The sequence below is a fragment of the Sphingomonas glaciei genome (assembly GCF_023380025.1).
Classification (GTDB): domain Bacteria; phylum Pseudomonadota; class Alphaproteobacteria; order Sphingomonadales; family Sphingomonadaceae; genus Sphingomicrobium; species Sphingomicrobium glaciei.
In genome coordinates this window covers 2,154,163-2,180,701 of the sequence record NZ_CP097253.1, presented here as the reverse complement: position 1 = coordinate 2,180,701, position 26,539 = coordinate 2,154,163, and the positions used below count along the sequence as shown (strand labels likewise).

At 67.3% G+C, this 26,539-nt stretch carries 23 protein-coding genes; 6 read left to right on the top strand and 17 right to left on the bottom strand.

The window, feature by feature from the left end:
• Positions 1-80: 80 nt before the first annotated feature.
• Positions 81-710: a class I SAM-dependent methyltransferase gene (locus tag M1K48_RS10620; protein WP_249455085.1), complete on the top strand. Its 630-nt coding sequence runs from the start codon at positions 81-83 to the stop codon at positions 708-710.
• A gap of 13 nt (positions 711-723) precedes the next feature.
• On the opposite strand, the gene M1K48_RS10615 is transcribed toward M1K48_RS10620, so the two are convergent.
• A complete protein-coding gene (locus M1K48_RS10615; protein WP_249455083.1) occupies positions 724-1,959 on the bottom strand; it encodes a phospholipase D-like domain-containing protein in 1,236 nt (411 codons plus the stop codon).
• A gap of 96 nt (positions 1,960-2,055) precedes the next feature.
• Between M1K48_RS10615 and rpoZ the strand changes: the two genes are divergently transcribed.
• Complete coding sequence (gene rpoZ, locus M1K48_RS10610; RefSeq protein ID WP_168067716.1) at positions 2,056-2,397, top strand: DNA-directed RNA polymerase subunit omega; 342 nt, start codon at positions 2,056-2,058, stop codon at positions 2,395-2,397.
• Between the two features lie 54 nt (positions 2,398-2,451).
• On the opposite strand, the gene M1K48_RS10605 is transcribed toward rpoZ, so the two are convergent.
• Positions 2,452-2,970, bottom strand: a complete 519-nt coding sequence (locus M1K48_RS10605) for a winged helix-turn-helix transcriptional regulator (RefSeq protein WP_249455081.1) — start codon at positions 2,968-2,970, stop codon at positions 2,452-2,454.
• Positions 2,971-3,118: 148 nt separating this feature from the next.
• Between M1K48_RS10605 and M1K48_RS10600 the strand changes: the two genes are divergently transcribed.
• Positions 3,119-5,209: a RelA/SpoT family protein gene (locus M1K48_RS10600; RefSeq protein ID WP_249505234.1), complete on the top strand. Its 2,091-nt coding sequence runs from the start codon at positions 3,119-3,121 to the stop codon at positions 5,207-5,209.
• On the opposite strand, the gene M1K48_RS10595 is transcribed toward M1K48_RS10600, so the two are convergent.
• Positions 5,206-7,479 (bottom strand): NADP-dependent malic enzyme, encoded by a 2,274-nt coding sequence (locus tag M1K48_RS10595; protein ID WP_249455079.1) that lies wholly within the window; start codon positions 7,477-7,479, stop codon positions 5,206-5,208. The two genes, M1K48_RS10600 and M1K48_RS10595, sit on opposite strands and share 4 nt — an antisense overlap.
• Before the next feature lie 53 nt (positions 7,480-7,532).
• Here M1K48_RS10595 and mutS point away from each other — a divergent pair, with 53 nt between their 5' ends.
• Positions 7,533-10,124, top strand: a complete 2,592-nt coding sequence (gene mutS, locus M1K48_RS10590; RefSeq protein ID WP_249455077.1) for a DNA mismatch repair protein MutS — start codon at positions 7,533-7,535, stop codon at positions 10,122-10,124.
• Positions 10,117-12,744, top strand: coding sequence for a [protein-PII] uridylyltransferase (locus M1K48_RS10585; RefSeq protein ID WP_249455075.1), 2,628 nt, complete (start codon positions 10,117-10,119; stop codon positions 12,742-12,744). The genes mutS and M1K48_RS10585 overlap by 8 nt, the downstream gene beginning before the upstream one ends.
• A gap of 72 nt (positions 12,745-12,816) precedes the next feature.
• Here M1K48_RS10585 and M1K48_RS10580 read toward each other — a convergent pair whose 3' ends face one another.
• Positions 12,817-15,627 (bottom strand): TonB-dependent receptor, encoded by a 2,811-nt coding sequence (locus M1K48_RS10580; RefSeq protein WP_249455073.1) that lies wholly within the window; start codon positions 15,625-15,627, stop codon positions 12,817-12,819.
• 221 nt (positions 15,628-15,848) lie between these two features.
• Complete coding sequence (gene infC, locus M1K48_RS10575) at positions 15,849-16,379, bottom strand: translation initiation factor IF-3 (RefSeq protein ID WP_249455072.1); 531 nt, start codon at positions 16,377-16,379, stop codon at positions 15,849-15,851.
• Between the two features lie 191 nt (positions 16,380-16,570).
• Between infC and M1K48_RS10570 the strand changes: the two genes are divergently transcribed.
• Positions 16,571-17,113 (top strand): hypothetical protein, encoded by a 543-nt coding sequence (locus M1K48_RS10570; RefSeq protein WP_249455070.1) that lies wholly within the window; start codon positions 16,571-16,573, stop codon positions 17,111-17,113.
• Here M1K48_RS10570 and M1K48_RS10565 read toward each other — a convergent pair.
• The 12 genes from M1K48_RS10565 to M1K48_RS10510 form a co-directional block, all read right to left on the bottom strand.
• Complete coding sequence (locus tag M1K48_RS10565; RefSeq protein ID WP_249455068.1) at positions 17,092-17,532, bottom strand: acetyltransferase; 441 nt, start codon at positions 17,530-17,532, stop codon at positions 17,092-17,094. The two genes, M1K48_RS10570 and M1K48_RS10565, sit on opposite strands and share 22 nt — an antisense overlap.
• Positions 17,529-19,541: a threonine--tRNA ligase gene (thrS, locus tag M1K48_RS10560; protein WP_249455066.1), complete on the bottom strand. Its 2,013-nt coding sequence runs from the start codon at positions 19,539-19,541 to the stop codon at positions 17,529-17,531. Before thrS ends, M1K48_RS10565 begins: the two co-directional genes overlap by 4 nt.
• Positions 19,542-19,610: 69 nt before the next feature.
• Entirely contained in the window at positions 19,611-20,375 is a 765-nt protein-coding gene (gene mddA / locus M1K48_RS10555) for a methanethiol S-methyltransferase (RefSeq protein WP_249455064.1), read from the bottom strand.
• Positions 20,376-20,437: 62 nt separating this feature from the next.
• Positions 20,438-20,704, bottom strand: a complete 267-nt coding sequence (locus tag M1K48_RS10550) for a hypothetical protein (RefSeq protein ID WP_249455063.1) — start codon at positions 20,702-20,704, stop codon at positions 20,438-20,440.
• 39 nt (positions 20,705-20,743) lie between these two features.
• Positions 20,744-21,109: a HesB/IscA family protein gene (locus M1K48_RS10545; RefSeq protein ID WP_249455062.1), complete on the bottom strand. Its 366-nt coding sequence runs from the start codon at positions 21,107-21,109 to the stop codon at positions 20,744-20,746.
• Positions 21,109-21,579, bottom strand: coding sequence for an SUF system Fe-S cluster assembly protein (locus M1K48_RS10540; protein WP_249455061.1), 471 nt, complete (start codon positions 21,577-21,579; stop codon positions 21,109-21,111). The genes M1K48_RS10545 and M1K48_RS10540 overlap by 1 nt, the downstream gene beginning before the upstream one ends.
• The gene (locus M1K48_RS10535; RefSeq protein WP_249455059.1) at positions 21,576-22,766 is read right to left on the bottom strand and encodes an aminotransferase class V-fold PLP-dependent enzyme; all 1,191 of its coding nucleotides are present in this window, start codon (positions 22,764-22,766) and stop codon (positions 21,576-21,578) included. The genes M1K48_RS10540 and M1K48_RS10535 overlap by 4 nt, the downstream gene beginning before the upstream one ends.
• Positions 22,763-23,512, bottom strand: coding sequence for a SufD family Fe-S cluster assembly protein (locus M1K48_RS10530; RefSeq protein ID WP_249455057.1), 750 nt, complete (start codon positions 23,510-23,512; stop codon positions 22,763-22,765). The genes M1K48_RS10535 and M1K48_RS10530 overlap by 4 nt, the downstream gene beginning before the upstream one ends.
• Complete coding sequence (gene sufC, locus M1K48_RS10525) at positions 23,509-24,249, bottom strand: Fe-S cluster assembly ATPase SufC (RefSeq protein ID WP_249455055.1); 741 nt, start codon at positions 24,247-24,249, stop codon at positions 23,509-23,511. Before sufC ends, M1K48_RS10530 begins: the two co-directional genes overlap by 4 nt.
• Positions 24,236-24,628, bottom strand: a complete 393-nt coding sequence (locus tag M1K48_RS10520) for a hypothetical protein (protein ID WP_249455053.1) — start codon at positions 24,626-24,628, stop codon at positions 24,236-24,238. Before M1K48_RS10520 ends, sufC begins: the two co-directional genes overlap by 14 nt.
• Positions 24,625-26,106 carry a Fe-S cluster assembly protein SufB gene (gene sufB, locus M1K48_RS10515; protein ID WP_249455051.1) on the bottom strand — a complete coding sequence of 494 codons (1,482 nt, stop codon included), beginning with the start codon at positions 26,104-26,106 and terminating at the stop codon, positions 24,625-24,627. The genes M1K48_RS10520 and sufB overlap by 4 nt, the downstream gene beginning before the upstream one ends.
• Entirely contained in the window at positions 26,103-26,528 is a 426-nt protein-coding gene (locus M1K48_RS10510) for an SUF system Fe-S cluster assembly regulator (RefSeq protein ID WP_249455050.1), read from the bottom strand. The genes sufB and M1K48_RS10510 overlap by 4 nt, the downstream gene beginning before the upstream one ends.
• Positions 26,529-26,539 lie beyond the last annotated feature (11 nt).

Sequence of the window (26,539 nt, the reverse complement as noted above, 5' to 3'; positions counted from 1 at the left end):
GCCGGCGGAACTTGCCAAGTCGGCGGGCATTTGCTTGGAGCCATTGCCGGCCTTCTGCCGACGCTTTAGCCGGAGCCTCCATGCAAGCCACTTCTGCCCGCGCGCTCAAGGAACGGCGTCGCCATGCCCGCCGCGGTCGCGGCGGATCCGAGCGGCTCGCCTTTCTCCGCGGCTTCTTCAAGAATCCGGTAATGGTCGGCTCGGTCATTCCCTCGAGCCGGCGGCTGATCGACAAGATGCTCGGGCCGGTCGACTGGCCCAACACCAGGCTGTTCGTCGAATATGGTCCCGGCGTCGGTACCTTCACCCGCATCATCCTCGAGCAATTGCCCGAGGATGCGCGGCTGGTGACCATCGACACCAACCCCGAATTCACCGCCTTCCTCAAAGAAACCATCGACGATCCGCGGCTGATCGCGGTGACCGCCAGCGCGACCGACGTCGAAAAGGTGCTGAGCGAGCGCGGCTTGCCGCCGGCCGACTACATCCTCTCGGGCCTGCCCTTCTCGACCCTGCCGCCAGGCGTGGGCGACGAGATCGGCGCCGCCACCGCGCGCGCGATCCGTCCCGGCGGCGCGTTCCTGGTCTATCAGTTCAGCCCCAAGGTCCGCGATTTCATCGCCCCGGTCTTCGATCGCATTGATCGCGGCTTCGAATGGGTCAACGTGCCTCCCGCGACCCTGTTCTGGGCGTGGCGCGACGAGGCCTGAGCCTTTAGCTCCCCTACCGCTCCGGCCCGAAGTTCAGCCGCCGGGTCACGGTATAATCGACTGCGGTCACCAGGAAGTTCGATAGAGCCCATTTGAGCTTGTGCCACCAGCTTGCCCGCTGGCGGTGAAGAGCCGGGGTGATCTCCTGCGCTTCGCCCACCTGCCGCTCGAAATAGTCGCGCATCTGCGCCGCGAAGCCGGCATCCTCGATCCGCAGCATCATCTCGAGGTTGAGGTAGAGGCTGCGGAAGTCGAAATTGGCCGAGCCGAGGTGGACCACGTCGTCCATGATCAGCAGCTTGGTGTGCAGCTTCTCGGGCTGGAACTCGAACATCCGGACACCGGCCCGCAGCAGCCCGCGATAGGTATGCCGCGCGGCGCCGATGGTGGCGTTGTTGTCGGAGCGCGCGGCGGTCATGATCCGCACCTGCCCCCTGCGCCCCAGCCGGCGAAGCCGGCGCAGCATCGCGAACGGCGGGGAGAAATAGGCCGCGATCATGTCCAGGCTGCCGGCCGCCGCCAGGTCGCGCGCCACTCCGAAGGTCCACGGATGCCCGCGCCGGACCGGCCCGGTATATTGCCACTGGAGCGCGCCCTTGCGCTGGCTGTGGCGGTGAAGCAGCCGGCGCAATTCGCGCAGCTTGGGCCCTTTGCGCACGGTCCACGCATGCAGCGCGTCGTAGTAACGCGCCGCCGCCCGCACCGCCGGTCCTTCGACATGCAGCCACAGGTCGCGCCAGCGCTCGGGTGACTGGTCGCTCATGTAATCGACCGTCAGATTGGCCCCGCCGGTGATCGCCTCCGCGTCGTCGATCACCACCAGTTTCTGGTGGTTGCGCAGCAGGTAGCGGACCCCGATCCGCGGGTTGAACAGGCAACTCGACCCGCCCGCCTGCTTGAGCGGGTCGAAGAAGTCGGACGGGATACTCGACCCGAACCCGTCGAGGATCACCTGGACGGTGCAACCGCGTGACGCCGCCCGCACCAGCGCGTCGCGAACCGCCTCGCCGACCGCGTCCGCGTCCATCATGTAGAACAAGAGCCGCACCGAGCGGGTCGCCCCGTCGATCATCCGCAGGATCAGCTTCAGCCGCTCGGTCCCGCCCTCAACCAGGGTCAGCCTCGTCCCCGCCACTTCCGCCGTCACGGTGGAGGCGCTCACGACCGGAGGCTCGAGGAGGTCGGACATGGGTTCCTCGGTAGACGCCCGGGCGTCCAGCGCAAGCATGTCGATGAGGGGATGCGCCACGCGGCGCGGGGCCGCTTTCCTTGACTTGAAAGCCGTCACCACCTAGGTGCACGACCTTCTCTTTTCAGCTTTGCTCCTTATGGAAGGCCACGCCTGATGGCACGCGTCACCGTCGAAGATTGCGTCGACAAGGTCTCGAACCGCTTTGATCTCGTCCTGCTTGCGGCCCAGCGCGCGCGGCAGATTTCGGGCGGCGCCGATCTCACCATTGATCGTGACCGCGACAAGAATCCGGTCGTCGCCCTGCGCGAGATCGCCGAGGAAACCGTTCGCCCGAAGGAGCTGAACGAATCGCTGATTTCCAGCCTGCAGCGCGTCCAGATCGACGAGGAGGATGCCACTGACGAGCTGGCCTCGCTCAGCGAATCGGCCGAGGCGCTTCGCCTCACCGCCGCCGCGCCGCCGCGTCCGACCCCTTCGGGCGGCGATTACGAATAAGCATGTAATCCACTCCCCGGCAGCTGTCGGGGAGTGGCCTTTCGGACGCCGCGTCTAGGCTGCGACTGCCCGGCTGGCGCGCGACGCCCCGGGCGTCATTAGCTCTTCGCCGTCTGGCCCAAGCCACATTAGATCATCGATCGCCAGCGAGCGGCCGTCATGCGCCACGATGGCGACGCCCTCGACCGGTTGGCGGTGCCGGCGGTCGGCAAGGGTCGGCTGCCCCGGCTTGCCGAGCCCCGCGTCCAGCGCCCACTGGCGCATCGCCACGAATACCGGAACCAATGCCTCGCCGCGCTCGGTCAGCGCGTAGATCACCCGTCGTCCGTCCTCCGGATCTGGCGTCCGCGCCAGGATTCCGGCGGTGACCAGCCGGCCGAGGCGGTCGGACAGGATATTACGGGCGATGCCGAGGCAGGCCTGGAATTCCTCGAAGTGACACAGCCCCAACAGCGAGGCGCGAATGATCAGGCAGGTCCATCGTTCGCCGATGATCGCAACCGCCTCGGGGATCGGACAGGCGTCAGAAGACGCCTGAAATGCGGCAACCAGGTCAGCATCACGCGCCGTCACTCGACTTCCCCACTGGTTGAGCCGATGCAAGAAAAGCATAAAAACAGCAATGTAACTAGCATGAGGGAACTCTACCGCGCCTCTGTTGCACCAAAGTCGCAGCACTTCGCACTTGCAACAGGACACTCGCTCGGCCCACATAGGGCAGGTGCTGCGCCAATATGAGCTGGTCGAGCGGGTTCGCTCCTACGATCCCGATGCCGATGAGGGATTGATCAACCGCGCCTACGTCTTTTCGATGAAGGCGCACGGCTCGCAGACCCGGGCTTCGGGCGACCCTTATTTCAGTCACCCGATCGAGGTCGCGGGCATCCTCACCGACCTCAAGCTCGATGACGAGACCATCGTCACCGGCATCCTCCACGACACGATCGAGGACACCGTCGCTACCGCCGACGAGGTGGAACGATTGTTCGGGGCCAATGTCGCGCGACTGGTCGACGGCGTGACCAAGCTGAGCAAGATCGAGGCCCAGTCCGAAAACGAACGCGCGGCCGAGAACCTGCGCAAGTTCCTGCTCGCGCTGAGCGGCGACATCCGCGTGCTGCTGGTGAAGCTCGCCGACCGCCTGCACAACATGCGCACGCTCCACCACATCAAGAACGAGGACAAGCGCCGCCGCATCGCCCGCGAGACGATGGATATCTATGCTCCGCTCGCCGAGCGGATCGGCATGTACGAGATCATGAACGAGATGCAGACCCTGGCCTTCCGGCAGCTGGAGCCGGACGCCTATGCCTCGATCACCCGCCGGCTCGGACAGCTCCATGCCGAAGGCGGCGACCTAGTCAGCCGGATCGGCCTCGGGCTCCAGCTGCATCTGGCCGACAACGGCCTCGAAGCGGCGGTCACCGGGCGCGAAAAGCATCCCTATTCGATCTGGCGTAAGATGGCCGAGCGCCACATCAGTTTTGAGCAATTGTCCGACGTGATGGCGTTCCGGGTGATCGTCCAGGACGTCGACGAATGCTATCGCGCGCTGGGCCTGATCCAGCGCCGCTGGCCGATGGTGCCGGGCCGGTTCAAGGACTTCATCTCGACCCCCAAGCGCAACGGCTATTGCAGCCTGCACACTTCGGTCATCCACGACAGCAAGATGCGGATCGAAGTGCAGATCCGCACCCGCGAGATGCACCTTCAGGCCGAAAAGGGCCTCGCAGCGCATTGGGCCTACAAGGAGGGCAAGCCGGCCGCCGATATCCACGTCCCATGGATCGACGACCTGGTCGAGATCCTCGACCATGCCGACAGCCCCGAGGAATTGCTCGAGCATACCCGGATGGCGATGTACCAGGACCGGATCTTCGCCTTCACCCCCAAGGGCGAACTGATCCAGCTGCCCAAGGGCGCGACCCCGGTCGACTTCGCCTATGCAGTGCACACCCGGCTCGGCGACAAGACCGTCGGGGCCAAGGTCAACGGGCGGGTGGTGCCGCTGCGCACCCTGCTCGACAATGGCGACCAGGTGGAGATCCTGACCTCGGATGCGCAGACGCCGCAGCCCTCATGGCTGCGCTTCGTCGCCACCGGCAAGGCGCGTTCGGCGGTCCGCCGCTTCGTCCGCCACAAGGAGCGCGACGAGACGGTCGAGCTCGGCACCAAAATCTATGATGAGATCGTCGCCCGCCTCCCCGTTCCGCTGCCCAAGGAGGCCGTCCCCCGCGCGCTCAAGAAGCTGAAGCTAGAGGACAAGGACGCGCTGATGATTGCCATCGCCCGCAAGCGGGTCGGCGACGAGGCGCTGATGGAAGCCTTGATGCCGGGCTCGACCGGGGGCGACGTAGCGCCGCGGCCTTCGTCGCAGCGCCGCGCCATCTCGATCCGCGGGCTGACCCCGGGGGTCGCTTTCCACCTCGCGCAATGCTGCCATCCCATCCCCGGCGACCGGATCGTCGGCCTGCGCCGCGAGGATGAGGAGATCGAGGTGCATGCGATCGGCTGCGACCTCCTCGCCACCGGGATCGATGCCGACTGGCTCGACCTCAGCTGGAGCGACGATTCGGACGGCGCCACCGCCCGGCTGTGCATCATCGTGCGCGACGTCGCCGGGGCGCTCGGCACCATGGCGACGATCCTGGGCCAAAAGGGCGCCAACATCATAAACCTGGCGCAGGTCCACCGCGACGGGTCGTTCCACACTTTCCACGTCGACGTTGAAGTGCACGACCTAGCCCACCTCCACACCCTCATGGCCGCGCTTCGGGCGGCCGATCCGGTGTCGAGCGTCGAGCGGCTCTAGCGCCCGCGAGCGCGCTCTACAGCGCCTGCCGCCAGCACCGCCAGCGTAACCAGGTCGCTGGCCCCCGCGGTCATCGGCGCGATCTGCACCGGCAGCTTCATCCCGATCAGGAACGGCCCGATCACGCTTTCCCCGCCCAGCGCGCGAAGCAGCTTGGCCGACAGGCTCGCCGACTGTAGGCCCGGCATGATCAGGATGTTGGCCGGGCCGTTCAGCCGGCTGAACGGATAATAGCGCCGCTGCATCTCATGGTTGAGCGCGACATCGGGCGCCATCTCGCCCTCATATTCGAAGTCGACCTTGCGCCCGTCGAGCAGCTTCACCGCATCGCGCAGATGATCGACAAAAGCGCCCGGCGGGTTGCCGAAGGTGGTGTAGCTGACGAACGCCACACGCGGTTCCTGCCCCATCCGCCGGGCGAAGGCCGCCGATCGGGTGGCGATGGCGGCGAGGTTTTCGGCGGTCGGCCGCTCGGTCACCGCGGTGTCGGCGATCAGCACCGTCTGGTTCTGCCCGACGATGATGTTGATCCCGAACGGCGGCGCATCCTCTTCATGGTCGATGACCATCTCGACCTGGCGCAGCGTCTGGCTAAACGGCCGGGTGACGCCGGTAATCATCGCGTCGGCCTCGCCCAGCGAGAGCATCGCGGCAGCGAAGTAATTGCGGTCCTGATTGACCATCCGCTCGATCTCGCGGCGCAGATAGCCCTTGCGCTGGAGCCGGCCGTAAAGGTGGTCGACCGCACGCCCGACCAGCGGCGAATTGCGGCTGTTCAGCACCTCATAGCCCGACGGATCGTCGATCCCAAGCTCGCGCAGACGATCATGGACGTCCTCGCGCCCGACCAGCACGGGGGTCCCGAACCCGCCCTCCTTGAAGGCGATGGCGGCGCGCAGCACGACTTGCTCTTCGCCTTCGGCGAACAGCACGCGCTTGGGATTGGAGCGCGCCGCCTCGTGGGCAAGGCTGAGCACGCTGACCGTGGGATTGAGCCGCGCCCGCAGCGTCTGGCGGTAGACCGCGAAATTCTCGATTGGCCGCTGCGCCACGCCCGAGCGCATCGCGGCTTCGGCGACCGCGGCGGGCACCACTTCCATCAGCCGCGGGTCGAACGGCGCGGGGATGATGTAATCGGCACCGAAGCGCTGGCTGACCCCGCCATAGGCCGCGGCCACTTCCTCTGGCACTGCCTCGCGCGCTAGTTCGGCCAGCGCATTGGCGGCGGCGATCTTCATCTCGTCGTTGATCGCGGTCGCGCGCACGTCGAGCGCGCCGCGGAAGATGAAGGGGAAGCCCAGGACGTTGTTGACCTGGTTGGGATAGTCAGACCGGCCGGTTGCGACGATCGCGTCCGGCCGCGCCGCCTTGGCTTCGGGCGGGGTGATTTCGGGATCGGGATTGGCCATCGCGAAGATGATCGGCCGGGGCGCCATGTCAGTCACCCATTCGGGCTTCAGCGCCTTGGCCGCCGACAGGCCGAGGAAAACGTCGGCCCCGACCAGGGCGTCGGCCAAAGTCCGGCGCTCGGTCACCACCGCATGCGCGCTCTTCCACTGATCGAGGTCGTCGCGACCCTTGTGGATCACGCCGGTGCGATCGCACATGATCACATTGTCGCCGCGCACGCCCATCGCCTTGATCAGCTCGGTGCAGGCGATCGCCGCCGCGCCGGCGCCGTTCACGACGACCTTGATGTCCTTCAGGTCTCGCCCGGTCAGCAGGCAGGCGTTGATCAAGCCGGCGGCGGTGATGATCGCGGTGCCGTGCTGGTCGTCGTGGAACACTGGGATGTTCATCCGCTCGCGCAGCGTCTGCTCGATCACGAAGCAGTCGGGAGCGGCGATATCCTCGAGGTTGATGCCGCCGAAGCTCGGCTCCATCAGCGCGACGGCGTTGATGAACGCGTCGGGGTCACGGGTGTCGAGTTCGATGTCGATCGAATCGACGTCGGCGAAGCGCTTGAACAGCACCGCCTTGCCTTCCATCACCGGCTTCGACGCCAAGGCACCAAGATCACCCAGGCCGAGGATCGCCGTCCCGTTGGAGATCACCGCGACCAGGTTGCCCTTGGCGGTATAATCATAGGCCTTGGACGGATCCTCCGCGATCGCGCGTACCGGCACCGCGACGCCGGGCGAATAGGCCAAGCTGAGGTCGCGCTGGGTCGCCATCGGCTTGGAGGCGATGATTTCGATCTTTCCCGGCCGGCCGCGGGCGTGGAAATGCAGGGCCTCGGCTTCGGAGAACTTCACATTGCTTTCGGACATGTGGGAGCCTTTAGCCCCTCGCCTCCGTCTTTGCGAGCCGCTAACCCGGACCGATGGCCCGGGCCGACGCCGATACCCCGATGATGCAGCAATATCACCGCCTCAGGGACGAGGCCGGTGACGCCCTGCTGTTCTATCGCATGGGTGACTTCTTCGAACTGTTCTTCGAGGACGCCAAGGTCGCCGCCGGCTGCCTCGACATCGCGCTGACCAAGCGCGGCGACGGGGTGCCGATGTGCGGCGTGCCGGTGCATGCCGCTGAAAGTTACCTCGCCCGGCTTATCCGCGCCGGCCACCGCGTCGCCATCGCCGAGCAGATCGAAAGCCCGGCCGAAGCGCGCAAGGCCCGCGGCTCCAAGGCGCTGGTCGAGCGCGCGATCGTGCGATTGGTGACGCCCGGCACGCTGACCGAGGACACGTTGCTCGACAGCGGCTCGGCCAACTGGCTGGCGGCGCTGGCCCGGGTCGGCGACGAGAGCGCGATTGCCGCCTGCGACATCTCGACTGGACGCTTCGAACTCGTCGCCTGCGCTGGTCATGAGCTGGCCGCCGAACTGGCGAGGCTCGGACCAGCCGAAGTGATCGGGGCCGAGCCGGTGCCGGGGATCGAGGCGCGCTGGGGCCACGAGGGGTTCGACAGCCTCGCTGGCGAACGCGCCCTCAAGCGCCGCTTCGGCCTCGCCGACCTTGACGGCCTTGGCGGGCCCGGACGCGCCGAGCTTGCCGCGGCCGGCGGACTGCTCGCCTATCTCGACGCGACACAGCGCGAGGCGACCGCCTTCCTCGGCCTTCCCCGCCGGGTGCAACGCTCAGCGCACATGGCGATCGATGCCGCGACCCGGATCAGCTTGGAGATCTGCCGCACGGCCGAGGGGACTGTGGCGGGATCGTTACTGGGCGAGATCGACCGCTGCGTCACCGCCGCCGGGCGCCGCCTGCTCGGCACCGACCTTGCCGCGCCGCTGACCGACCGGGCGGCGATCGAGGACCGGCTCGACCTCGTCGCCTGGTTCACCGAGGAGCCGATCCGCCGCGACCGCCTGCGCTCGGCGCTGCGCAGCCTGCCCGATCTTGGACGTGGGCTCGGGCGGCTGGTCGCCGGGCGCGGCGGACCGCGTGACTTGGCGGCATTGCGCGACGGGCTGGGGGGCGCTTCGGACCTCGCCGCCACGCTGGCGGCAACGGCATTGCGCCCACGCCTGCTCGACGACCTGCTGCCGCTGCTCGGCGGGCACCAGACCCTGATCGAAGAGCTGGCCCGCGCTTTGGTCCCCAGCCCGCCGCTCGACGCAGCCAAGGGCGGTTTCATCGCCGAGGCCTATGACCCCGAACTCGACACGTTGCGCTCGGCCTCCAGCGACGGCCGCCGCGCGATCGCCGAACTCGAAGGCCGCTACCGCGAGGCGACGGGCGTCTCCGCACTCAAGATCCGCCACAACGCCGTCCTCGGCTACCATGTCGAGGTGCCGGCAAAACACGCCGACCGGCTGCTCGCGCCCGACAGCGGCTTCACCCATCGCCAGACCATGGCCGGGGCGGTGCGCTTCAACAGCCCCGCGTTGCACGAGGAAGCGAGCCGCGTGCTCGAAGCGGGCGGCCACGCCCTGACCCTCGAGCAGGCGCATCTGGAGCGGCTGACCGCCCACGCGGTCGGCGAGGCCGCACCGATCAGCACCACCGCCGATGCGCTGGCCCGGATCGATGTCGCCGCCGCGCTGGCCGAGCGCGCCGGCGAAGGCGGCTGGGTCCGTCCCACGCTGGACGAAGGGCCGTGCCTGGAGATCGAGGGCGGCCGCCACCCGGTTGTCGAACGCGCGCTGGGCAAGTCGGGTGACCGCTTCGTCGCCAACGATTGCTGCCTTGGCGCGAGCGACCGGTTGTGGCTGATCACCGGCCCCAACATGGGCGGCAAGTCGACCTTCCTCCGGCAGGTCGCGCTGATCGCGCTGCTCGCCCAGGCCGGAAGCTTCGTACCGGCAAGCCGCGCCAAGATCGGCCTGGTCGACCGCCTGTTCAGCCGCGTCGGTGCGTCCGACAATCTCGCGCGGGGCCGCTCGACGTTCATGGTCGAGATGGTCGAGACCGCCGCCATCCTCGCCCAGGCCACCCCCCGCAGCCTGGTCATCCTCGACGAGATCGGGCGCGGCACCTCGACCTACGACGGCCTCGCGATCGCCTGGGCGGTGGTCGAGGCGATGCACGACGAGGCGCGCTCGCGGACGCTGTTCGCGACCCATTATCATGAGCTGACCCGACTGGCCGGGCGCCTGCCCTGCCTGTCGCTGCACAACGTCCGGGCGCGCGAATGGAAGGGTGATCTGGTCCTTCTCCACGAAGTCGCCGAAGGCGCGGCCGACCGCAGCTACGGGATCGCGGTGGCGCGGCTGGCCGGCCTGCCGCCGACGGTGGTGTCGCGCGCCAAGTCGGTGCTGGCCAAGCTCGAAGCGGGCCGCGACGCCACCGGCGGGATCGCCGCCGGGCTCGACGACCTGCCCCTGTTCGCGGCCGCGATGGCAGCGGAGCCCGCGCCCGATCCGCTGGCCGAGGCGCTCAGCGACATCGATCCTGATGCGCTCACCCCGCGCGAGGCATTGCAGGCCCTTTACCGATTGAAGGCGCTGTCCCACTCTTCGGCGGATGGCTGACCAGCCTAACCTCCTTGAGCGGCTTACGGCCTTTCGCGCCGACCTGGCGGAGCGCGCCTTCGCCAATCCGACCTGCGGGCGCGAACATGCCGCCTTTGCCTCGGGCTTCACCGACAGCCTGGTCCGCCAGGCCTTTGCCGCCGCCCGCTGCGCCTACCCCAATCCCAACCCCTCGTCGGGCGAGCGGGTCAGCCTGGTGGCCTTGGGCGGCTACGGCCGGGGCGAGATGGCGCCGTACAGCGACATCGACCTGATGTTCCTGACCCCGCACCCGCGCGCGCCGTGGTGCGAGCAGGTGATCGAGGCGACCCTCTACGCCCTGTGGGATGCCAAACTGAAGGTCGGCCAGGCGATCCGCACCATTCCCGAACTCCTGTCGCTGGCGCGCGAGGACATGACGATCCGCACCGCCATGCTCGAATCGCGACTGGTCGACGGCGATGCCGCCCTGTTCGGCGAGGCGACCGAGCGCTTCCGCAAGGAGGTGGTAGCGGGGAGCGCGGCCGAATTCGTCTCGGCCAAGCTCGCCGAGCGCGACGCGCGGCACGAGAAGTTCGGAGATAGCCGCTACCTGGTCGAGCCCAACGTCAAGAACGGCAAGGGCGCGCTGCGCGATCTCCACACGCTGATGTGGGTCGGCCGCTACGTGCACGGTGTGGCAAGCCCCGCCGAACTGGTCGACGCGGGCCTGCTCACCCACGCCGAATATGCCCGCTTCGACCGCGCCGAGCGCTTCTTCTGGTCGGTGCGCGTGCTTCTCCACTGCCTCGCCGGGCGGGCCGAGGAGCGCATGAGCTTCACCCACCAGCGCGAACTGGCGAGCGCGCTCCATTACGCCGACCGCCCGGGCAAGAGCTCGGTCGAGCGGTTCATGCACATGTATTTCCTGCAGGCGCGCAGTGTCGGCGACCTGACCGGCCAGTTCCTCGCGCAATTGGACGAGCAGCTTGGCGCCAAGGGGCGGCGGTTCGCGCTCCCGACCTTCCTGCGCCGGCCGCGGCGGCTGGGCGGGTTCGTCATCACCCGCGGTCGGCTTGCGCTTCCCCACGACCTGTTCCTGCGCGAGGACCCGCGCCGGCTGCTGTCGCTGTTCGCCATCGCCGCGCGCGAGAAATTGGAGATTCACCCGGGCGCGATGCGCGTCGCGACCCGCGACGCCCGGCTGGTCGAGCAGGTCCGCGACGATCCGGAGGCCAACGCCCTGTTCCTCGAAGTGCTGACCGCGCGCGACCAGCCCGAACTGGTGCTGCGGTGGATGAACGAGGCCAATGTGTTCGGCCGCTTCGTCCCCGACTTCCGCCGCGTCGTCGCGCAGATGCAGTTCGACATGTACCATCACTACACCGTCGACGAGCATACCATCCGCGCGGTCGGCCTGCTCGCGGCGGTCGAGCGCGGCGAGCTGGCCGAGGACCATCCACTCGCCACCGCGCTATTCCGGCAGATCGGATCGCGCCGGGTGCTGTACGTCGCGGTTCTGCTCCACGACATCGCCAAGGGCCGCAAGGGCGACCACTCGATCCTCGGCGAGGAAGTCGCGCGCGAACTGTGCCCCCGGCTTGGGCTGGACCCCGGCGAGACCGACACGGTGGCGTGGCTGGTGCGCCACCACCTGCTGCTCAGCCACACCGCCTTCAAGCGCGACCCGTCCGATCCCAAGACGATCGACGACCTGGTAGCGACGGTGCAGAGCCCCGAGCGTCTGCGACTGCTGCTGATCCTGACCGTCGTCGATATCCGCGCGGTGGGTCCGGGGATCTGGACCGAGTGGAAACGCAAGCTGATCCGGACCCTCTACGAATTTGCCGAAGAGCGGCTTCGGCTGGGTCACAAGCAGCGCGGCCGGGCCGAGGAGATCGCCATGCGCCAGCAGCAGCTCGCCCGCGCGCTGGCTTGGGACGAAGAGCCCGCGGGGGCCCATGCCCGGCGCCTGCCCGACAGCTACTGGATCGCCGAGCCGCCCGACTGGATCCTCGACAATGCCCGGCAGATCGCCCGGTCGGACGCCGCGCTCAGCACGCCCGAACCGTCGGTCAGCATCGAAGCGGGCCCCGAGGGCGCGACCCGGGTCACCGTCTACGCGCCCGATCGCCCCGGCCTGTTCTTCCGCATTTCGGCCGCGCTGGCCGGGGCCGGGGCGGGGATCGTCGACGCCCGGATCCACACCACCCGCGACGGAATGGCGCTCGACAACCTGCTGGTCCACGACCGCCAGGGCCGGCCCTATCCCGACCGCCGCCGCCGCCAGCGCTTGGCCCGGGCGATCGAAGCCGCGCTGCGCGACGATCCGCTGCCCAGTCCTCCCGAAGAAGGCCCGGTTCCGGTGTTCGAGATCGCGCCGTCGGTGACGATCGCCGTCGGTGCGTCGCGGCGCTTCACCGTGGTCGAGGTCCAGGCCGCGGATCGTCCAGGCCTGCTCGCGGCGCTGGCCCGCGTGATCTTCGAGGGCCACCTCACCATCCACTCGGCCCACATCGCCACCTATGGCGAGCGCGCGGTGGACGTCTTCTACCTGACCGGCGCCAACGGCCGGAAGCTCTCGGCCGAGGAGGTCGCGCGGGTCAGGCCGGCGCTGCTCGCCGCCGCCAGCCATCGCCCTGCCAGCGCCGCGGCGGCCTAAGCTTAAAAACAAGGGGCCCCGCGGTTTCCCGCGAGGCCCCTTCCCCCTGTCACACTCGGAGGCGCGTCCGGCTCAGAGCCGGGTGCGCAAGGTCAGACCGTAGGTGCGCGGTTCGGCCAGGAAGGCGCCGAACAGCTGGTTCGACCGGGCGTAGAAGCCCTGGCGAACGCCGCGCTCGGTGCCCGAGCCTTGCGCGAAGGCGTCGAACGCGACCTGCAGATATTCCTCGTTGAAGATGTTCTGCGCCCACAGCTCGACCGCCCAGCGGCGATCGGGGCCCTGGATGCCGATACGGCCATTGATCACCGTGTAGGACGGCTGGACCTTTTCGAGGTCGAGATCCGAACCGGTGTTGAAGGCCGATTGGTGGCGGGCATCGACGTAGAACAGCGCGCGCATGCCGCCATCGGTGATCCGCGGGTTGAAGCTGATCGAGCCGGTGCCGACGAACGAGCTGCTGTTTGACAGGCGACGGCCCGGCAGCTGGAACAGCGCGTTGGTCAGCGGACGACCGCCGCTGCCGATCAGGTTGTTGGCATAGCGGGTGTTGACCACCGTCGCGCCGAGATTGACCGCGACGTCGGTAACCGGACGGGCGAACATTTCCACTTCGACACCGCGGCTGCTGACACCGGGCTTGGTGTCGCCGGTGCAGCCGCCGGTGGTCGGGCTGTTGTCGCGATCCGCGCCGGCAAGATCGGTCTTACAGGCGTTGACGTTCTCAACGATGAAGCGGGTGCCGTCGAAGGTGTTGAGCTGGAAGTCATCGAACTTCTGCAGGAAGGCGGCGACGTTGATGTCGATGCCCCGGCCGTTGAACTTGCCGCCGATTTCATAGGCGTTGTTGGTCTCGGGCGCGAACTGCAGGGTGGCGAGGGTCGCGGTCGGAAGCACTGGACCGTTGTTGTTCTGCCGGCTCAGGCCCGCACGGTCGAGGTTGAAGCCGCCCGCCTTGTAGCCGCGCGAGTAGCTGGCATAGGCCAGCAGGCTGTCGGTCGGCTTGTAGCTGACCACCGCGGTGCCCGAGAATTCGCTTTCCTTGCGCTTGCTCTCGGCCGGGTTGAAGTTACCGGTCGGGACCGACGGGTTGAAGCAGGGAAGCTGCTGCAGCGCCGCCAGCGGGCTGCCGAGCAGGGCGCGGCAGATCGCGTTGTTGTCGCTGAAGCGGGCGTCGAGGGTCTTGGTCTCGCGAGTGTAGCGAAGGCCCACGGTCAGCTTCAGACGATCGGTGACGTCGAAGATGTTGTGCGTGAACAGGGCCAGGTTGTTGGCCTTCTGGTTGTACACGTCGAGCAGGCCGACATTGTTGAGCGTCGCGGTTGGAATGCCGAGCGCGGCGGCGATGCTGCCGAAGCCCGGGCGCGCCGGATTGGCGACGATCGCACCGAGCGCGCCGATGTTGGTGCTGAGCGCGATGACCCGCGGATCGGTCGCCGGGACCCCTGCGCCAAGCAACGCGGCACGCTGCGCCACCAGCTGCGACACGGCGCCGCTGACCACGGCGGGGTTGATGCAGCTCGAACCCACGATCGGGCTCGGCGCAAGCGCCTGCGGAAGGACGCCGTTGATCAGCAGGCAGTTGGCGAACCGCTCATAGTCCGAACCGAAGCTGAGGTTGTCCGACACCTTGAGCTTCTCGTTGGCGTAATAGCCGCCGACCAGCCAGTCGAGCCGGCCACCGAAGGCTTCGCCCTGGAGGCGCAGTTCCTGGGTGAAGGTCTTGAACTGGTTGTAGCTGTTGCCGTCCGCGGCGCGGTGCAGGATGTCGAGGTTGTTGTAGTCGGCGTCGGTCCCGCGGGTCCACTTGTTGTAGCGGTAGGCGGTGATCGAGGTCAGCTCGGCCGTGCCGAAGTCATGCACGACTTCGCCCGAAGCGCCCCAGTCCTTGACGTCGCTCTGGAACCCGAAGCCCGGGGTCCAGGTCGCGCGGCGCTGATAGGGGCTGTCGTTGATGACCGCGCCCAGCGCCTGGAGCAGCGGCTTGGCGGTGGAGGCGGCACGCCCCGACGTCGTGAAATCGCTGGCCGGCAGGTACGGCGCGGCGCAGCAGGATTCGTCGCGGTTGGCATAGTCGCCGATCAGTCGGACCGAGGTCGCGTCGCTCGGCTGGAATAGCAGCTGGCCGCGAAGCAGGTAACGGTCGCGGTCGTTGACGTCCTCGCCGGTGATCGAGTTCACGATGAAGCCGTCGCGCTTCATGTAGACGCCGTCGACTCGGGCTGCGAGGCTCGAGCTGATCGGGCCGGTGACGCCCAGTTCGACCCGGCGGCTGTCGTAGTTACCGACGTCGATCTGGCCGTTGACGCCGAACTGGAAGCGCGGCTTGGCGGTGATGACCGAGATGATGCCGGCCGAGGCGTTGCGCCCGAACAGCGTACCCTGCGGGCCGCGCAGCACCTCGACGCGGTCGATCTGGCCGAGCTCGGTCAGGCCGACGCCGGTGCGCGAACGGTAGACGCCGTCGATAAAGGTCGCGACCGAGCTTTCGAGGCCGGGGTTGTCACCGACGGTGCCGATGCCGCGAATACGGGCAACACCCGCGCCGGCTTCGGACGAGGTCGAGGACACCTGCAGCGACGGCGACAGCTGCTGCAGCTGGCGAAGGTCGCTGGCGCCCGAATTCTCGAGGCTTTCGGCGGTGACGGCGCTGACCGCCAGCGGAACGTCGGACAGGGCCTCGTTACGGCGGGTGGCGGTGACGACGATGTCGCCCGCATCACCGCTCTGCGGAGCCTGCTGAGCGCTATTGTCGACCGCGCCGGCTTCGGCCGTCGCGCCGTCGGTTGGCTGGGCGCCCGACTGGTCGGTGTCGGTCGGCTGGGCGAACGCCGGCGTCGTGATGGCGAACAGGCCGGCCGAAAGCAGCCAGATGGACTTGCGCATGAGGAACCCCTCCCAAAGAAACTGTAGGGTGCGGCCTAGAGCAGGCGCGCCTCACTTGGGAAGCGGTGCAACAGTGTCGGCGGACGTAAGAAAAACGAATGTTACCAAGCAGCAACATCATGCAGTGCAGCAAAATTAATTGCTGCACTGCACACTGATGTTCGGAAGTTGTTTCATGCTGAAACTAATTACGGGCGAAGCCGCTGGCCCGCCACGCAGTTTTACTTGGGCGAGATGACCATCAACATCTGACGGCCCTCCATCCGCGGATGGGCTTCGACCTTGGCGATTTCGGCGGTTTCCGCCGCGACCCGCTGAAGCACCGCCATGCCGAGCTGCCCGTGCGCCATTTCGCGACCGCGGAAACGCATGGTGACCTTGACCTTGTCGCCGTCGCCCAGAAACTCGACGACCTTCTTCATCTTGGTCTCATAGTCGTGGTCGTCGATGTTCGGACGCATCTTGATCTCCTTGATCTCCTGCGTCTTCTGGCGCTTGCGCTGCTCGTTGGCCTTTTTCTGGGCTTCATACTTGAAGCGGCCGATATCGAGGAACTTGGCGACGGGCGGATCGGCGTTCGGGCTGATCTCGACCAGATCGAGGCCGACCCCGGCCGCCTGCTCGATCGCTTCACGTGTATACATCACGCCAAGATTCTCGCCATTCTCGTCGATCACCCGCACCTTCTGGCTCTGGATGAACTCGTTGTAGCGAGGACCGGAAAGTTGGGGCGGCGCCAGAGGGCGCCTCATTGGCGGACGTATAACGCAATCTCCATTAGTAATTGGACGAGGGTGCCAGCTAGGCGCTTCATTGCCACGTGGAAAGAGGCAGGGCGCTGACCCGTGCATTTTGTGGTGCCCTGTGGCGGCGTGGCGTCAGCCTCGACCCCTCGTCGCCCGTGCGGACCTTTCCTACATAGGGTGCTCGGGAGAGGATTACGATGCTCGAGCTACTTGGCGGCCTGTTGCTGTTCTTTCTGCTGTTCACCGTCCTGATGGTGTGGCTCGGGATTCGGCTGGCGCGCAACCTGATGCGCAGCGCGCGCGGCTTCGCAGCCAGTTTCACCCAAGGTGTGCCGGGCTTCTCCGCCATCCCCGACCCGCGCTGGGCCCGCCTCGCTTCGCACCTCGACCGCCGCCAGCGAGAGCAGGCCCGGACCGCGCGCGAACGGATAGCGGCGCTGCTGGCCGAGCGGCAATCGGCCGCGCTGACGCCTGAAGAAGCGCAATTGATGATCAGCTGCGAACGCCGCGTGCCCGAACTGATCGACACCTGCCTCGATCGCTGCCGCTCGGCCCGTCCCAACGAGCGCTGCGACTATGCCGCCCCGACGCTCGAGCGGCTGGTCCGGATCGGCGAGGAGGCGGAGGCCGCCCGATCCGCGATCCGCGCCCGCGACGACGGCCGGCTGCTGACCATGCACAACTATTTCGACACAGTGGCGGGCAGTCGCGACAGGGGTCAGTCGCCCGCCACCAGGTGAAGCTGAACCAGCGGATAGGGCCGGCCCTGCGGGTCGCGCTCTGATCGTCCGGTGACCGTGAAGCCGCGCGCCAGATAGAAGGGCAAGGCATTATCGGCCTGCTCGCTGGCCTCGACCCGGGTCGCTCCCAGCGCGACCGCATGGTTGAGGAGCTCGGTCCCGTGACCGCGGCCATGGTCGGCCGGATCGACGAACAGCGCGTCGATCTCCTCACCGTCCAGTACGACGAACCCGACCGCGCGATCGGCGGCATCGACCGATAGCCACAGCTCGGCCTTCGGCAGGAATTCCGCCGCGACCATCGCGTCGATCTCGGCCCGGTCCTCAGGAGTGAGGAAGCCGTGCGTCGCGTCCACGGCGCGGCGCCAGATCTCCAGCGCGCGCGGCACGTCGGCCGGCATGCCGCGGCGGATGGTCACCTGAGGTCGGGCGGGGTCGCCTCGGCCCGCAGCATGGCGATCGCCTCGTCGAGGCTCAGCACCTGCTGGCGCTCTTCGCTGCCGAGGCGGCGGACGGCGACGGTGCCTTCCTCCGCCTCGCGCTTGCCGACCACGAGCAGCAGCGGGACCTTGGCCAGGCTGTGTTCGCGCACCTTGTAGTTGATCTTCTCGTTGCGCGTGTCGGCCTCGACCCGGAAACCAGCCTTCTGCAGCGTCGCCGCCACCTCATTGGCGTAGCCGTCGGCGTCGGACACGATGGTCGCAACCACCGCCTGCACCGGCGTCAGCCACAGTGGCAGATTGCCGGCATAATGTTCGATCAGGATGCCGATGAAGCGCTCGAACGTGCCGAGGATCGCGCGGTGGAGCATGACCGGGCGATGCCGCTCGCCATCCTCCGCGACATAGCTGGCGTCGAGCCGCTCGGGCAGCACGCGGTCCGACTGGATGGTCCCGACCTGCCAGGTCCGCCCGATCGCGTCGGTCAGGTGGAACTCGAGCTTGGGCGCATAGAAAGCGCCTTCTCCCGGCAGTTCTTCCCAGCCGAATTCCTCGGTCGCCCGGCCGCTGGAGACCACCGCCTCACGCAGCTCGGCCTCGGCCTGGTCCCACATCGCCTCGCTGCCGAAGCGCTTGTCCGGACGCAGCGCCAGCTTCACCGCATAGTTGTCGAAGCCAAGGTCACGGTAGATGCCGTCGAGCAGGTCGCAGAAATCGCGGACCTCCTGCACCAATTGATCCTCGCGGCAGAAGATGTGCGCGTCGTCCTGCGTGAACTGGCGCACCCGCATGATCCCGTGCAGCGCGCCGTGCGGCTCGTTGCGGTGGCAGCAACCGAACTCGGCCATCCGCAGCGGCAGCTCGCGGTAGCTGGTGATGCCCTGCTTGAAGATCAGCACGTGGGCCGGGCAGTTCATCGGCTTCAGAGCCATCCACTCGGCGTCGTCGCTAACCAGCGGCCCCTCGTCCTCGGTGTTGGGCACCTCGTCGGGGATGACGAACATGTTCTCGCGATACTTGCCCCAGTGGCCGGACTTCTCCCACTGGCGGGCGTCCATCACCTGCGGGGTCTTGACCTCGAGATAACCGGCGGCGTCGAGCTTGCGGCGCATATAGGCCTCGAGCTGCCGCCAGATCAGGAAGCCCTTGGGGTGCCAGAAGACGCTGCCATGCGCCTCGGCCTGAAGGTGGAACAGGTCCATCGCCTGGCCCAGCTTGCGATGGTCGCGCTTGCCTGCTTCCTCCAGCCGCGTGAGATGCTCGGCCAGCTGCTTCTTGTTGAGCCACGCCGTGCCATAGATGCGCGACAGCATCGGGTTCTTGGGGTCGCCGCGCCAGTAAGCGCCCGACACGCGGGTCAGCTTGAACGCCTGCGGATCGAGCTTGCCGGTGCTCGCGAGGTGCGGCCCGCGGCACAGGTCCATCCACGCGTCGTCGCCATTGCCGGAACGATACATGGTGATGGTCTGGTCGGCGGGCAGTTCCATCACCCACTCGGACTTGAAGGTCTCGCCGGTGCGGGCGAAGAAGTCGCGGACGTCCTCGCGCTTCCACACTTCGCGGATCAGCGGCTCGTCGGCGGCGATGACCTTGCGCATCATCTCCTCGATCGCCGGCAGGTCCTCGTCGGTGAAGGGACCACGGTCGGCGGCGGGCGCAAAGTCGTAATAGAAGCCGTCATCGGTCGCCGGACCGAAGGTGATCTGGGTGCCCGGATAAAGCTTCTGCACCGCCTCGGCGAGGACGTGGGCATAGTCGTGACGGACCAGCTCCAGCGCGTCCTTTTCGTCGCGCGCGGTGATCAGCGCGAGCTCGGCATCTTCCTCGAACGGGCGCATGATGTCGCGCACTTCACCGTTGACGCGCGCGGCGAGTGCGGCCTTGGCTAGACCCGGGCCGATGGCCGCGGCGACGTCGGCCGGGGTCGAGCCCGCCGGCATCTCCCGCACGGTGCCGTCGGGAAGCGAGATTCGGAACATCTTGGACATGCGCCCGCCCTTAGCGGGTGCAGGGCAAACTGTGCACCCCCAACGCAACCCGGCAGCGACCGCCCGCTGTTACTCCGCCGGGATCGCCGTTCGGGGGACCTTCGTCCGGCCGATCCCCGGGGCTAGCATACCGACGCGGGCGCGATACTCCTCGTACTCGGGTCCGAACACGGCAACGAGGTCCTTTTCCTCGGCGCGGATCGCCAGCAACATCCACGCCGCCATGCCGGCGGCGAGCAGCAGGTGCCCGGCGGTCATGTGCGGCGTCGCCCAGAAAGCGAGAAAGAAGCCGCTGTAGAGAGGGTGCCGGACGAAGCGGTAGAAGAAGGGCTGCCGAAACTGCGGCGCCGCTGCCGCGCGATCGCGCAGCGCAAACCACGCTTGCTGAAGACCAAATAGCTCGAAATGATTGATCAGGAAGGTGCTCAGGAGGACGATTGCCCAGCCCGCCGCGAATATTGTCCAGAGCGCCGCCGCCCCGATGGCGTTATCGACCTGCCAGATGGTCGCGGTCATCGGCCGCCAGCCCCAGAACAGCAGCATCAGCATCAGGCTCGCGGCGAGCACGTAGACGCTGCGCTCGGCGGCCGGCGGGACGATCCCGGTCCACCAACGCTTGAATCCTTGCCGCGCCATGGCGCTATGCTGCAGCCCGAACAGCGCGATCAGGCCAAGGTTTACGGCGAGCGCGATTCCCGGCGCTGCCTCGGGACCGCGATCGACCGTGACCGGGACTATCGGCAGATCGCCGACGAAGGCGATCAGATACAGGAAAGTGGCGAAGAATACGGCGTACGCGACAAGGGCAAAGCCCATCTGCACCATGCGTGCCATGTCGACCTCCCGACGGGGAAGTTCAAACGCTATCATGATCGAGGTTAGGTTGAAAGCCGCGCCTAGCGCCTGAGTTCGCCCATCGTCATCGGCACCGCGCAGCCCGCGACGCGGCGATCCACCGCCATGAAGGTCTGGGCCGGCGGCAGGTCGCCGAGCTTGCGCGGGCCGAGCCGTTCGCCCTGCTTGCGGGCAAGGCTCATCGGCGTTTCGGGGCAGCGCTCGTCGGCATAAGGATTGCTGATCGGCATCGGCGCGGCGGGGCGCACAGGCGCGGGCGAGGCGGCGCCAAGCAGCGGCAGCGCGGCAAGGATGACAAAGGCACGCATGACAGGGTCCTCCTGCCGAAGCTTATACCACGCCGAAGGTCAGACGGTGAAGCTTTCCCCGCAGCCGCAGCTGCCCTTGGCGTTGGGATTCTCGAACACGAAGCCGGCGGTGAAGTCGTCCTCGCGCCAGTCCATCACCGATCCGATCAAATACAGGATCGACCCGCCGTCGACGTAGAAGGTCCCGCCGGGCGTATCGATCTTCTCGTCGAACTTGTCCTCGGCGGTGACGTAGTCGACCGAGTAAGCAAGGCCCGAGCAGCCCCGGCGCGGGGTCGACAGCTTGACCCCGATCGCATCGGCCGGCGCCTGCGCCATCAGCTTGGCGACACGCTGCTCGGCGCCGGGGGTCAGCGTGATCGCGGCCGGGCGGGGGCGGCGAACGGCAGTGGTTGCTTCGGCCATCACAGCATCCCCAGTTCGAGCCGCGCTTCGTCGCTCATTTTGGACGGGTCCCACGGCGGATCCCACACCAGCTTGACCTCGGCGTCGCGGACGCCCGGCACCGACAGCACGCGGATCTCCACCTCGCCCGGCATCGATTCGGCGACCGGGCAATGCGGGGTGGTGAGGGTCATCAGCACCGTCGCGTCGCCGTCGTCGGTCACACTGACGTCGTAGATCAGGCCGAGCTCATAGATGTCGACCGGTATTTCGGGATCGTAGATGGTCTTGAGCGTCTCGACGATCGCCGCCTGCAGATCGCTGCCCGAACCGCCCACCGGCGCCGCGGCAGGCTGCTCGTTAAGGAAGCCCGCCAGATAGTCGCGCTTGCGCTCGAACGTCTCGGCCGGCGTCTCCAGCTCGACCCGCGCCCTGGGCGGCGGGGTGACCGCGTCAACTTCCTTGGTCTCGATCTTGCGTTGTTCGTTCATCCGAAGATCCGCTTCACTTTCCTGAGGCCGGCAACAAGGGCCTCGATGTCGTCGCTGCCCGAATGAGCGGCAAAGCTCGCCCGGCAGGTGGCGGGAACGCCGAGCAATTGCATCAGCGGCTGGGCGCAATGATGCCCGGCCCGGATCGCCACGCCTTCGTCGTCCAAGATGGTGCCGACGTCGTGCGGATGCACGCCCTCGACCTCGAAACTGACGATCCCGGCGCTGTCCTCGGGGCCGAACAGGCGGACGAAGCCGAGGCCGCGCAGCGCGTCGCGGCATTCGCTTACCAGCGCGGCCTCATGGGCATGGATCCGCTCGACGCCGATGCCCTCGACCCAGTCGATCGCGGCGGCGAGGCCGATTCCGCCGACGATATGCGGGGTGCCCGCCTCGAACCGCTGCGGCGGGGGCATGAAGGTAGTGCGTTCGAAGCTGACCTGGTCGATCATCGCCCCGCCGCCCTGCCACGGCGGCATGGCCTCGAGCAGCGCCTTGCGGCCCCACAGCACGCCGATCCCGGTCGGCCCGTACAGCTTGTGGCCCGAGTAGGTGAAGAAGTCGGCCCCGCTGGCCGCGACGTCGATCGCTACGCGCGGGGCCGCCTGGCAGCCGTCGAGCAGCAGCAGCGCCCCTTTCGAATGGGCGATCTCAGCCGCACGCCTGGCGTCGAGGACCGAGCCCAGCACGTTCGAGACATGCGCAAGGGAAACGACCCGGTGATCGTCCGAGATCATCGCCTCGGCAGCATCGAGATCGATCCGGCCATCGGACGTCAGCGGCACCACGTCGATCTGGTAGCCAGCCAGCTGCCACGGCACGATGTTGCTGTGATGCTCGAGCGCCGACAGGAGAACGCGGTTGCGTCCCTCCTTCGGCAGGACCGACGCCACGAGGTTGATCGCCTCGGTCGCGCCGCGGGTGAAGATCGTCTCCTCGGCCGCGCCGCCGATCAGATTGCCGGCGCGGGCGCGGGCGGCCTCATAAGCCAACGTCATGTCGGCGCTGCGCTGGTAGACCCCGCGGTGGACGCTTGCGTAGTCGCGGGAATAAGCATTCGCGATCGCGTCGATCACCGCCTGCGGCTTCTGCGCGGACACGGCGCTGTCGAGATAATGCCAGCCGGCGATGGCCGGGAACTGATCGCGCACATCGAGCGGCGTATGGATGGCGGACTGGACGTTCACCGCGCCACCTCGCGCAGCAGTCGGCGTGTTTCGGCGATCAGTTCCTCGCGGCGATCCTCCGGCGCGTCGTCCCACAATTGCATCACGAAGCCCTCAAGCAGCAGCGCCTTGGCGCTGGCCGGATCGAGCCCGCGCGACAGGGCGTAGAACAGCTGGTCGGGGTCGAGCTCGCCAACGCTCGCGCCATGCGCGCACTTCACGTCGTCGGCGTAGATTTCGAGCTCGGGCTTGCAATTGGCGGTCGCGCCGCGGTCGAGCAGCATGGCCTTGACCGACTGTTCGCCGTCGACCTTCTGCGCATGCCGCGCGACCGCGACCTTGCCGAGGTAGGAGCCGGTCGAGGTGCCGGCGAGCACGCTGCGCACCACCTGGTTGGAGGTGCCGTTGGGCTCCTCATGGCGGACCACGGTGACGATCTCCTGCGTCGCCTTGCCGCCGGCGATGTTGGCGGCGTGGAGCGCAAAGTGCGCGCCGTCTCGAACGGTCACATCGACCTCGACCCGCCCATATTCAGCCGCGCCGTTGAGCACGAACAGCGACAGCGACGCGCCGGGCCGGAGCACGATCTCGGCCCGGTGAACCTCGACGCTATCCTGGTTGACGAGGAGGACATGGCTGTCCTGCTCACCGGCCGGAATGTCGATCCGGCGGGCGGGCGCAAGGCCGTGCCAGACGCGGTCGAGCGCCGACAGGTCGGCGTAGCGATACGCCTCGTCCTTGCGGGTGGGGAGGGTGGCGACACTCATGCGACCTCGGCGTAGCCCCCGCGCTCCAACTCGTGCGCCAGCTCGGGACCGCCCGAACGGGTGATCTGTCCGGCGGTCAGCACGTGGACGCGGTCGGGCTGCACATAGTCGAGCAGGCGCTGGTAGTGGGTGATCAGCAGCACGCCCTTGTCGGGCGCACGCATGATGCGGTTGATGCCCGCGCCGACGATCCGCAGCGCATCGATGTCGAGCCCGCTGTCGGTCTCGTCGAGCACCGCGAACTTGGGTCGCATGATCCCCATTTGGACCATCTCGGCGCGCTTCTTCTCGCCGCCCGAAAAGCCGACGTTGACCGGCCGCTTGAGCATGTCGACGTCCATGCCGAGTTCGCCCGCTTCGGCCTTGGCGAGGCGGATGAATTCGGCGCCCGACAGCTCGGCCTCGCCGCGCGCACGCCGCTGCGCGTTCACGCTTTCGCGAATGAACTGCATCGAGGAGACGCCGGGGATTTCGACCGGATATTGAAAGCCGAGGAACAGCCCGGCCGCCGCGCGCTCATGCGGTTCCTGCGCCAGCAGGTCGGTGCCGTCGAGTGTGACGGAACCGCCGGTCACCTCATACCCCGGCCGCCCGCCGAGCACGTAGGCAAGGGTGGACTTGCCGGCGCCATTCGGCCCCATGATCGCATGCACCTCACCTGCCGGAACGGACAGGGTGAGGCCGTTCAGGATCGGCTTCTCGGCGACGGTCGCGTGGAGATCTTCAATTCTTAGCACTGGCTTCAATCCTTGCGGCGACGCGGCGATCGAGGAGATCGGAAACGCGCCGCTCATGTTGTTCGGTCATGCAGGTCGTCAGACCCGCGTTGAGGGTAGCCTGACGCTGCTGCCGCACGTCGGCAGCAATGCCGCGCTCGGCCAAAGCTGCGGCCTGCCCCTGCATCGTCCCCATGCACCAGCGCATGCTGTCGCAGGCAATGTGATCAAGGTCCTTGTCGCCGGTCGACTGGGTCGTCCGGCAACGGCTGCCACGAGCATTGGCGTTTGCCTTGCCGCGCCATGCCTGCAAGCGACGGGCAGTCACGACCACGTCGCTCGAAGGCGACGCCGGGGCCACCGCCTGTGCAGCCATCAAGCTGAAAGCGGCGAGGATCACCCCACGCTCCCCTCGAGGCTGATCCCCAACAGCTTCTGCGCCTCGACCGCGAACTCCATCGGCAGCTGCTTTAGCACCTCGCGGGCGAAGCCGTTGACGATCAGCGCCACCGCCGCTTCCTGGTCGAGGCCGCGGGCCATGGCGTAGAACAACTGGTCCTCGCTGATCTTGGACGTGGTCGCTTCATGCTCGATGGTCGCGGTCGGGTTCTTGACCTCGATGTAGGGCACGGTGTGGGCACCGCACTGGTCGCCCAGCAGCAGGCTGTCGCACTGGGTGAAATTGCGGACGTTCTCGGCGCCCGGCAGCACCCGCACGAGCCCGCGATAGGTATTGTCGCTGCGGCCGGCGCTGATGCCCTTGGACACGATGGTCGAGCGGGTGTTCTTGCCGATATGCACCATCTTGGTGCCGGTGTCGGCCTGCTGGCGGTTGTTGGTCAGGGCGACCGAGTAGAATTCGCCGACGCTGCCGTCGCCCTTGAGGATGCAGCTCGGATACTTCCAGGTGATCGCGCTGCCGGTCTCGACCTGGGTCCAGCTGACCTTCGAATTCTTGCCCGAACACATCGCCCGCTTGGTGACGAAATTGTAGATACCCCCGACACCCTCGGCATTGCCGGGATACCAGTTCTGGACGGTAGAATACTTCACCTCGGCATCGTCGTGCGCGACGATCTCGACCACCGCGGCGTGGAGCTGGTTCTCGTCGCGCATCGGCGCGGTGCAGCCTTCGAGATAGCTGACGTAGCTGCCCTTGTCGGCGACGATCAGGGTGCGCTCGAACTGGCCGGTATTCTCCGCATTGATGCGGAAATAGGTCGACAGCTCCATCGGGCAGCGGACGCCCTCGGGAATGTAGACGAAAGTCCCGTCGGAAAAGACCGCGCTGTTGAGGCAGGCGAAGTAATTGTCGCGCTGCGGCACCACGCTGCCCAAATACTTGCGGACGAGATCGGGATATTCCTTCACCGCTTCGGAGATCGAGCGGAAGATGACCCCGGCGCGTTCCAGCTCGGCGCGGAAGGTGGTTGCGACCGACACGCTGTCGAACACGGCATCGACCGCGACCTTGCGCGCGCCCTCTACCCCGGCGAGCACCTTCTGCTCCTCGATCGGAATTCCAAGCTTCTCGTAAGTGCGACGGATTTCGGGATCGAGCTCGTCCAGCGACGCGATGGTCGGCCGCTTCTTGGGTTCGGCGTAATAATAAGCATCCTGGTAATCGATCGCCGGAATGTCGAGCTTGGCCCAGTCGACTTCCTCCATCGTCAGCCAGGCGCGATAGGCCTTGAGCCGCCATTCGAGCAGCCACTCGGGCTCACCCTTCTTGGCGCTGATGAAGCGGACGGTGTCCTCGTTCAGCCCCTTGGGCGCGAAGTCGGATTCGATGTCGCTGACGAAGCCCCATTCGTAGGTGGCGAGCTTCTCCGCCGCCTCATGGGCTTCCTGGTTTCGAATTGCGGTCTGTTCGGTCATGCGGTTTCCAAGCTGCGCTCGCGCGCCAACTGCTCGAGGGTGACTCCGGCCAGCGCGTCGCGCACGGTCCGGCTGACGATGTTCATGTGCGGCTTCAATTTGCAGCGGCTGTCGAGCGCGCAGTCGCTGACCTCGTCCGAGCCGCTGCACTGGGTCATCGCGATCGGCCCTTCGACCGCCTCGATGATGTCGGCCAGCGTGATCGTGTCCGGCGCGCGGCTGAAGGCAAATCCGCCGCCGATCCCGCGCGTCGCGCTGAGCAGACCCGCCGTGCCAAGCTTGCCCAGCACCTTCTGCGTCGTTGGCAACGGCAGGCCGGTATCGGCAGCGAGCGCGGACGCACTCAACCGCTCGTCACCCGAACGGGCGGCGGCAGCGGTCAGGATCACGACCGCATAGTCGGCGAGGTGGGTCAATCGCATAGTGGAGTGTT

Excerpts from the sequence above, each read along its gene's own strand:
- M1K48_RS10620 (WP_249455085.1), top strand. The coding sequence starts at position 81 with ATGCAAGCCACTTCTGCCCGCGCGCTCAAGGAACGGCGTCGCCATGCC.
- rpoZ (WP_168067716.1), top strand. The coding sequence starts at position 2,056 with ATGGCACGCGTCACCGTCGAAGATTGCGTCGACAAGGTCTCGAACCGC.
- M1K48_RS10595 (WP_249455079.1), bottom strand. The coding sequence starts at position 7,479 with ATGTCCGAAAGCAATGTGAAGTTCTCCGAAGCCGAGGCCCTGCATTTC.
- mutS (WP_249455077.1), top strand. The coding sequence starts at position 7,533 with ATGGCCCGGGCCGACGCCGATACCCCGATGATGCAGCAATATCACCGC.
- M1K48_RS10585 (WP_249455075.1), top strand. The coding sequence starts at position 10,117 with ATGGCTGACCAGCCTAACCTCCTTGAGCGGCTTACGGCCTTTCGCGCC.
- M1K48_RS10580 (WP_249455073.1), bottom strand. The coding sequence starts at position 15,627 with ATGCGCAAGTCCATCTGGCTGCTTTCGGCCGGCCTGTTCGCCATCACG.
- infC (WP_249455072.1), bottom strand. The coding sequence starts at position 16,379 with ATGAGGCGCCCTCTGGCGCCGCCCCAACTTTCCGGTCCTCGCTACAAC.
- M1K48_RS10570 (WP_249455070.1), top strand. The coding sequence starts at position 16,571 with ATGCTCGAGCTACTTGGCGGCCTGTTGCTGTTCTTTCTGCTGTTCACC.
- thrS (WP_249455066.1), bottom strand. The coding sequence starts at position 19,541 with ATGTCCAAGATGTTCCGAATCTCGCTTCCCGACGGCACCGTGCGGGAG.
- mddA (WP_249455064.1), bottom strand. The coding sequence starts at position 20,375 with ATGGCACGCATGGTGCAGATGGGCTTTGCCCTTGTCGCGTACGCCGTA.
- M1K48_RS10550 (WP_249455063.1), bottom strand. The coding sequence starts at position 20,704 with ATGCGTGCCTTTGTCATCCTTGCCGCGCTGCCGCTGCTTGGCGCCGCC.
- M1K48_RS10545 (WP_249455062.1), bottom strand. The coding sequence starts at position 21,109 with ATGGCCGAAGCAACCACTGCCGTTCGCCGCCCCCGCCCGGCCGCGATC.
- M1K48_RS10540 (WP_249455061.1), bottom strand. The coding sequence starts at position 21,579 with ATGAACGAACAACGCAAGATCGAGACCAAGGAAGTTGACGCGGTCACC.
- M1K48_RS10530 (WP_249455057.1), bottom strand. The coding sequence starts at position 23,512 with ATGAGTGTCGCCACCCTCCCCACCCGCAAGGACGAGGCGTATCGCTAC.
- sufB (WP_249455051.1), bottom strand. The coding sequence starts at position 26,106 with ATGACCGAACAGACCGCAATTCGAAACCAGGAAGCCCATGAGGCGGCG.
- M1K48_RS10510 (WP_249455050.1), bottom strand. The coding sequence starts at position 26,528 with ATGCGATTGACCCACCTCGCCGACTATGCGGTCGTGATCCTGACCGCT.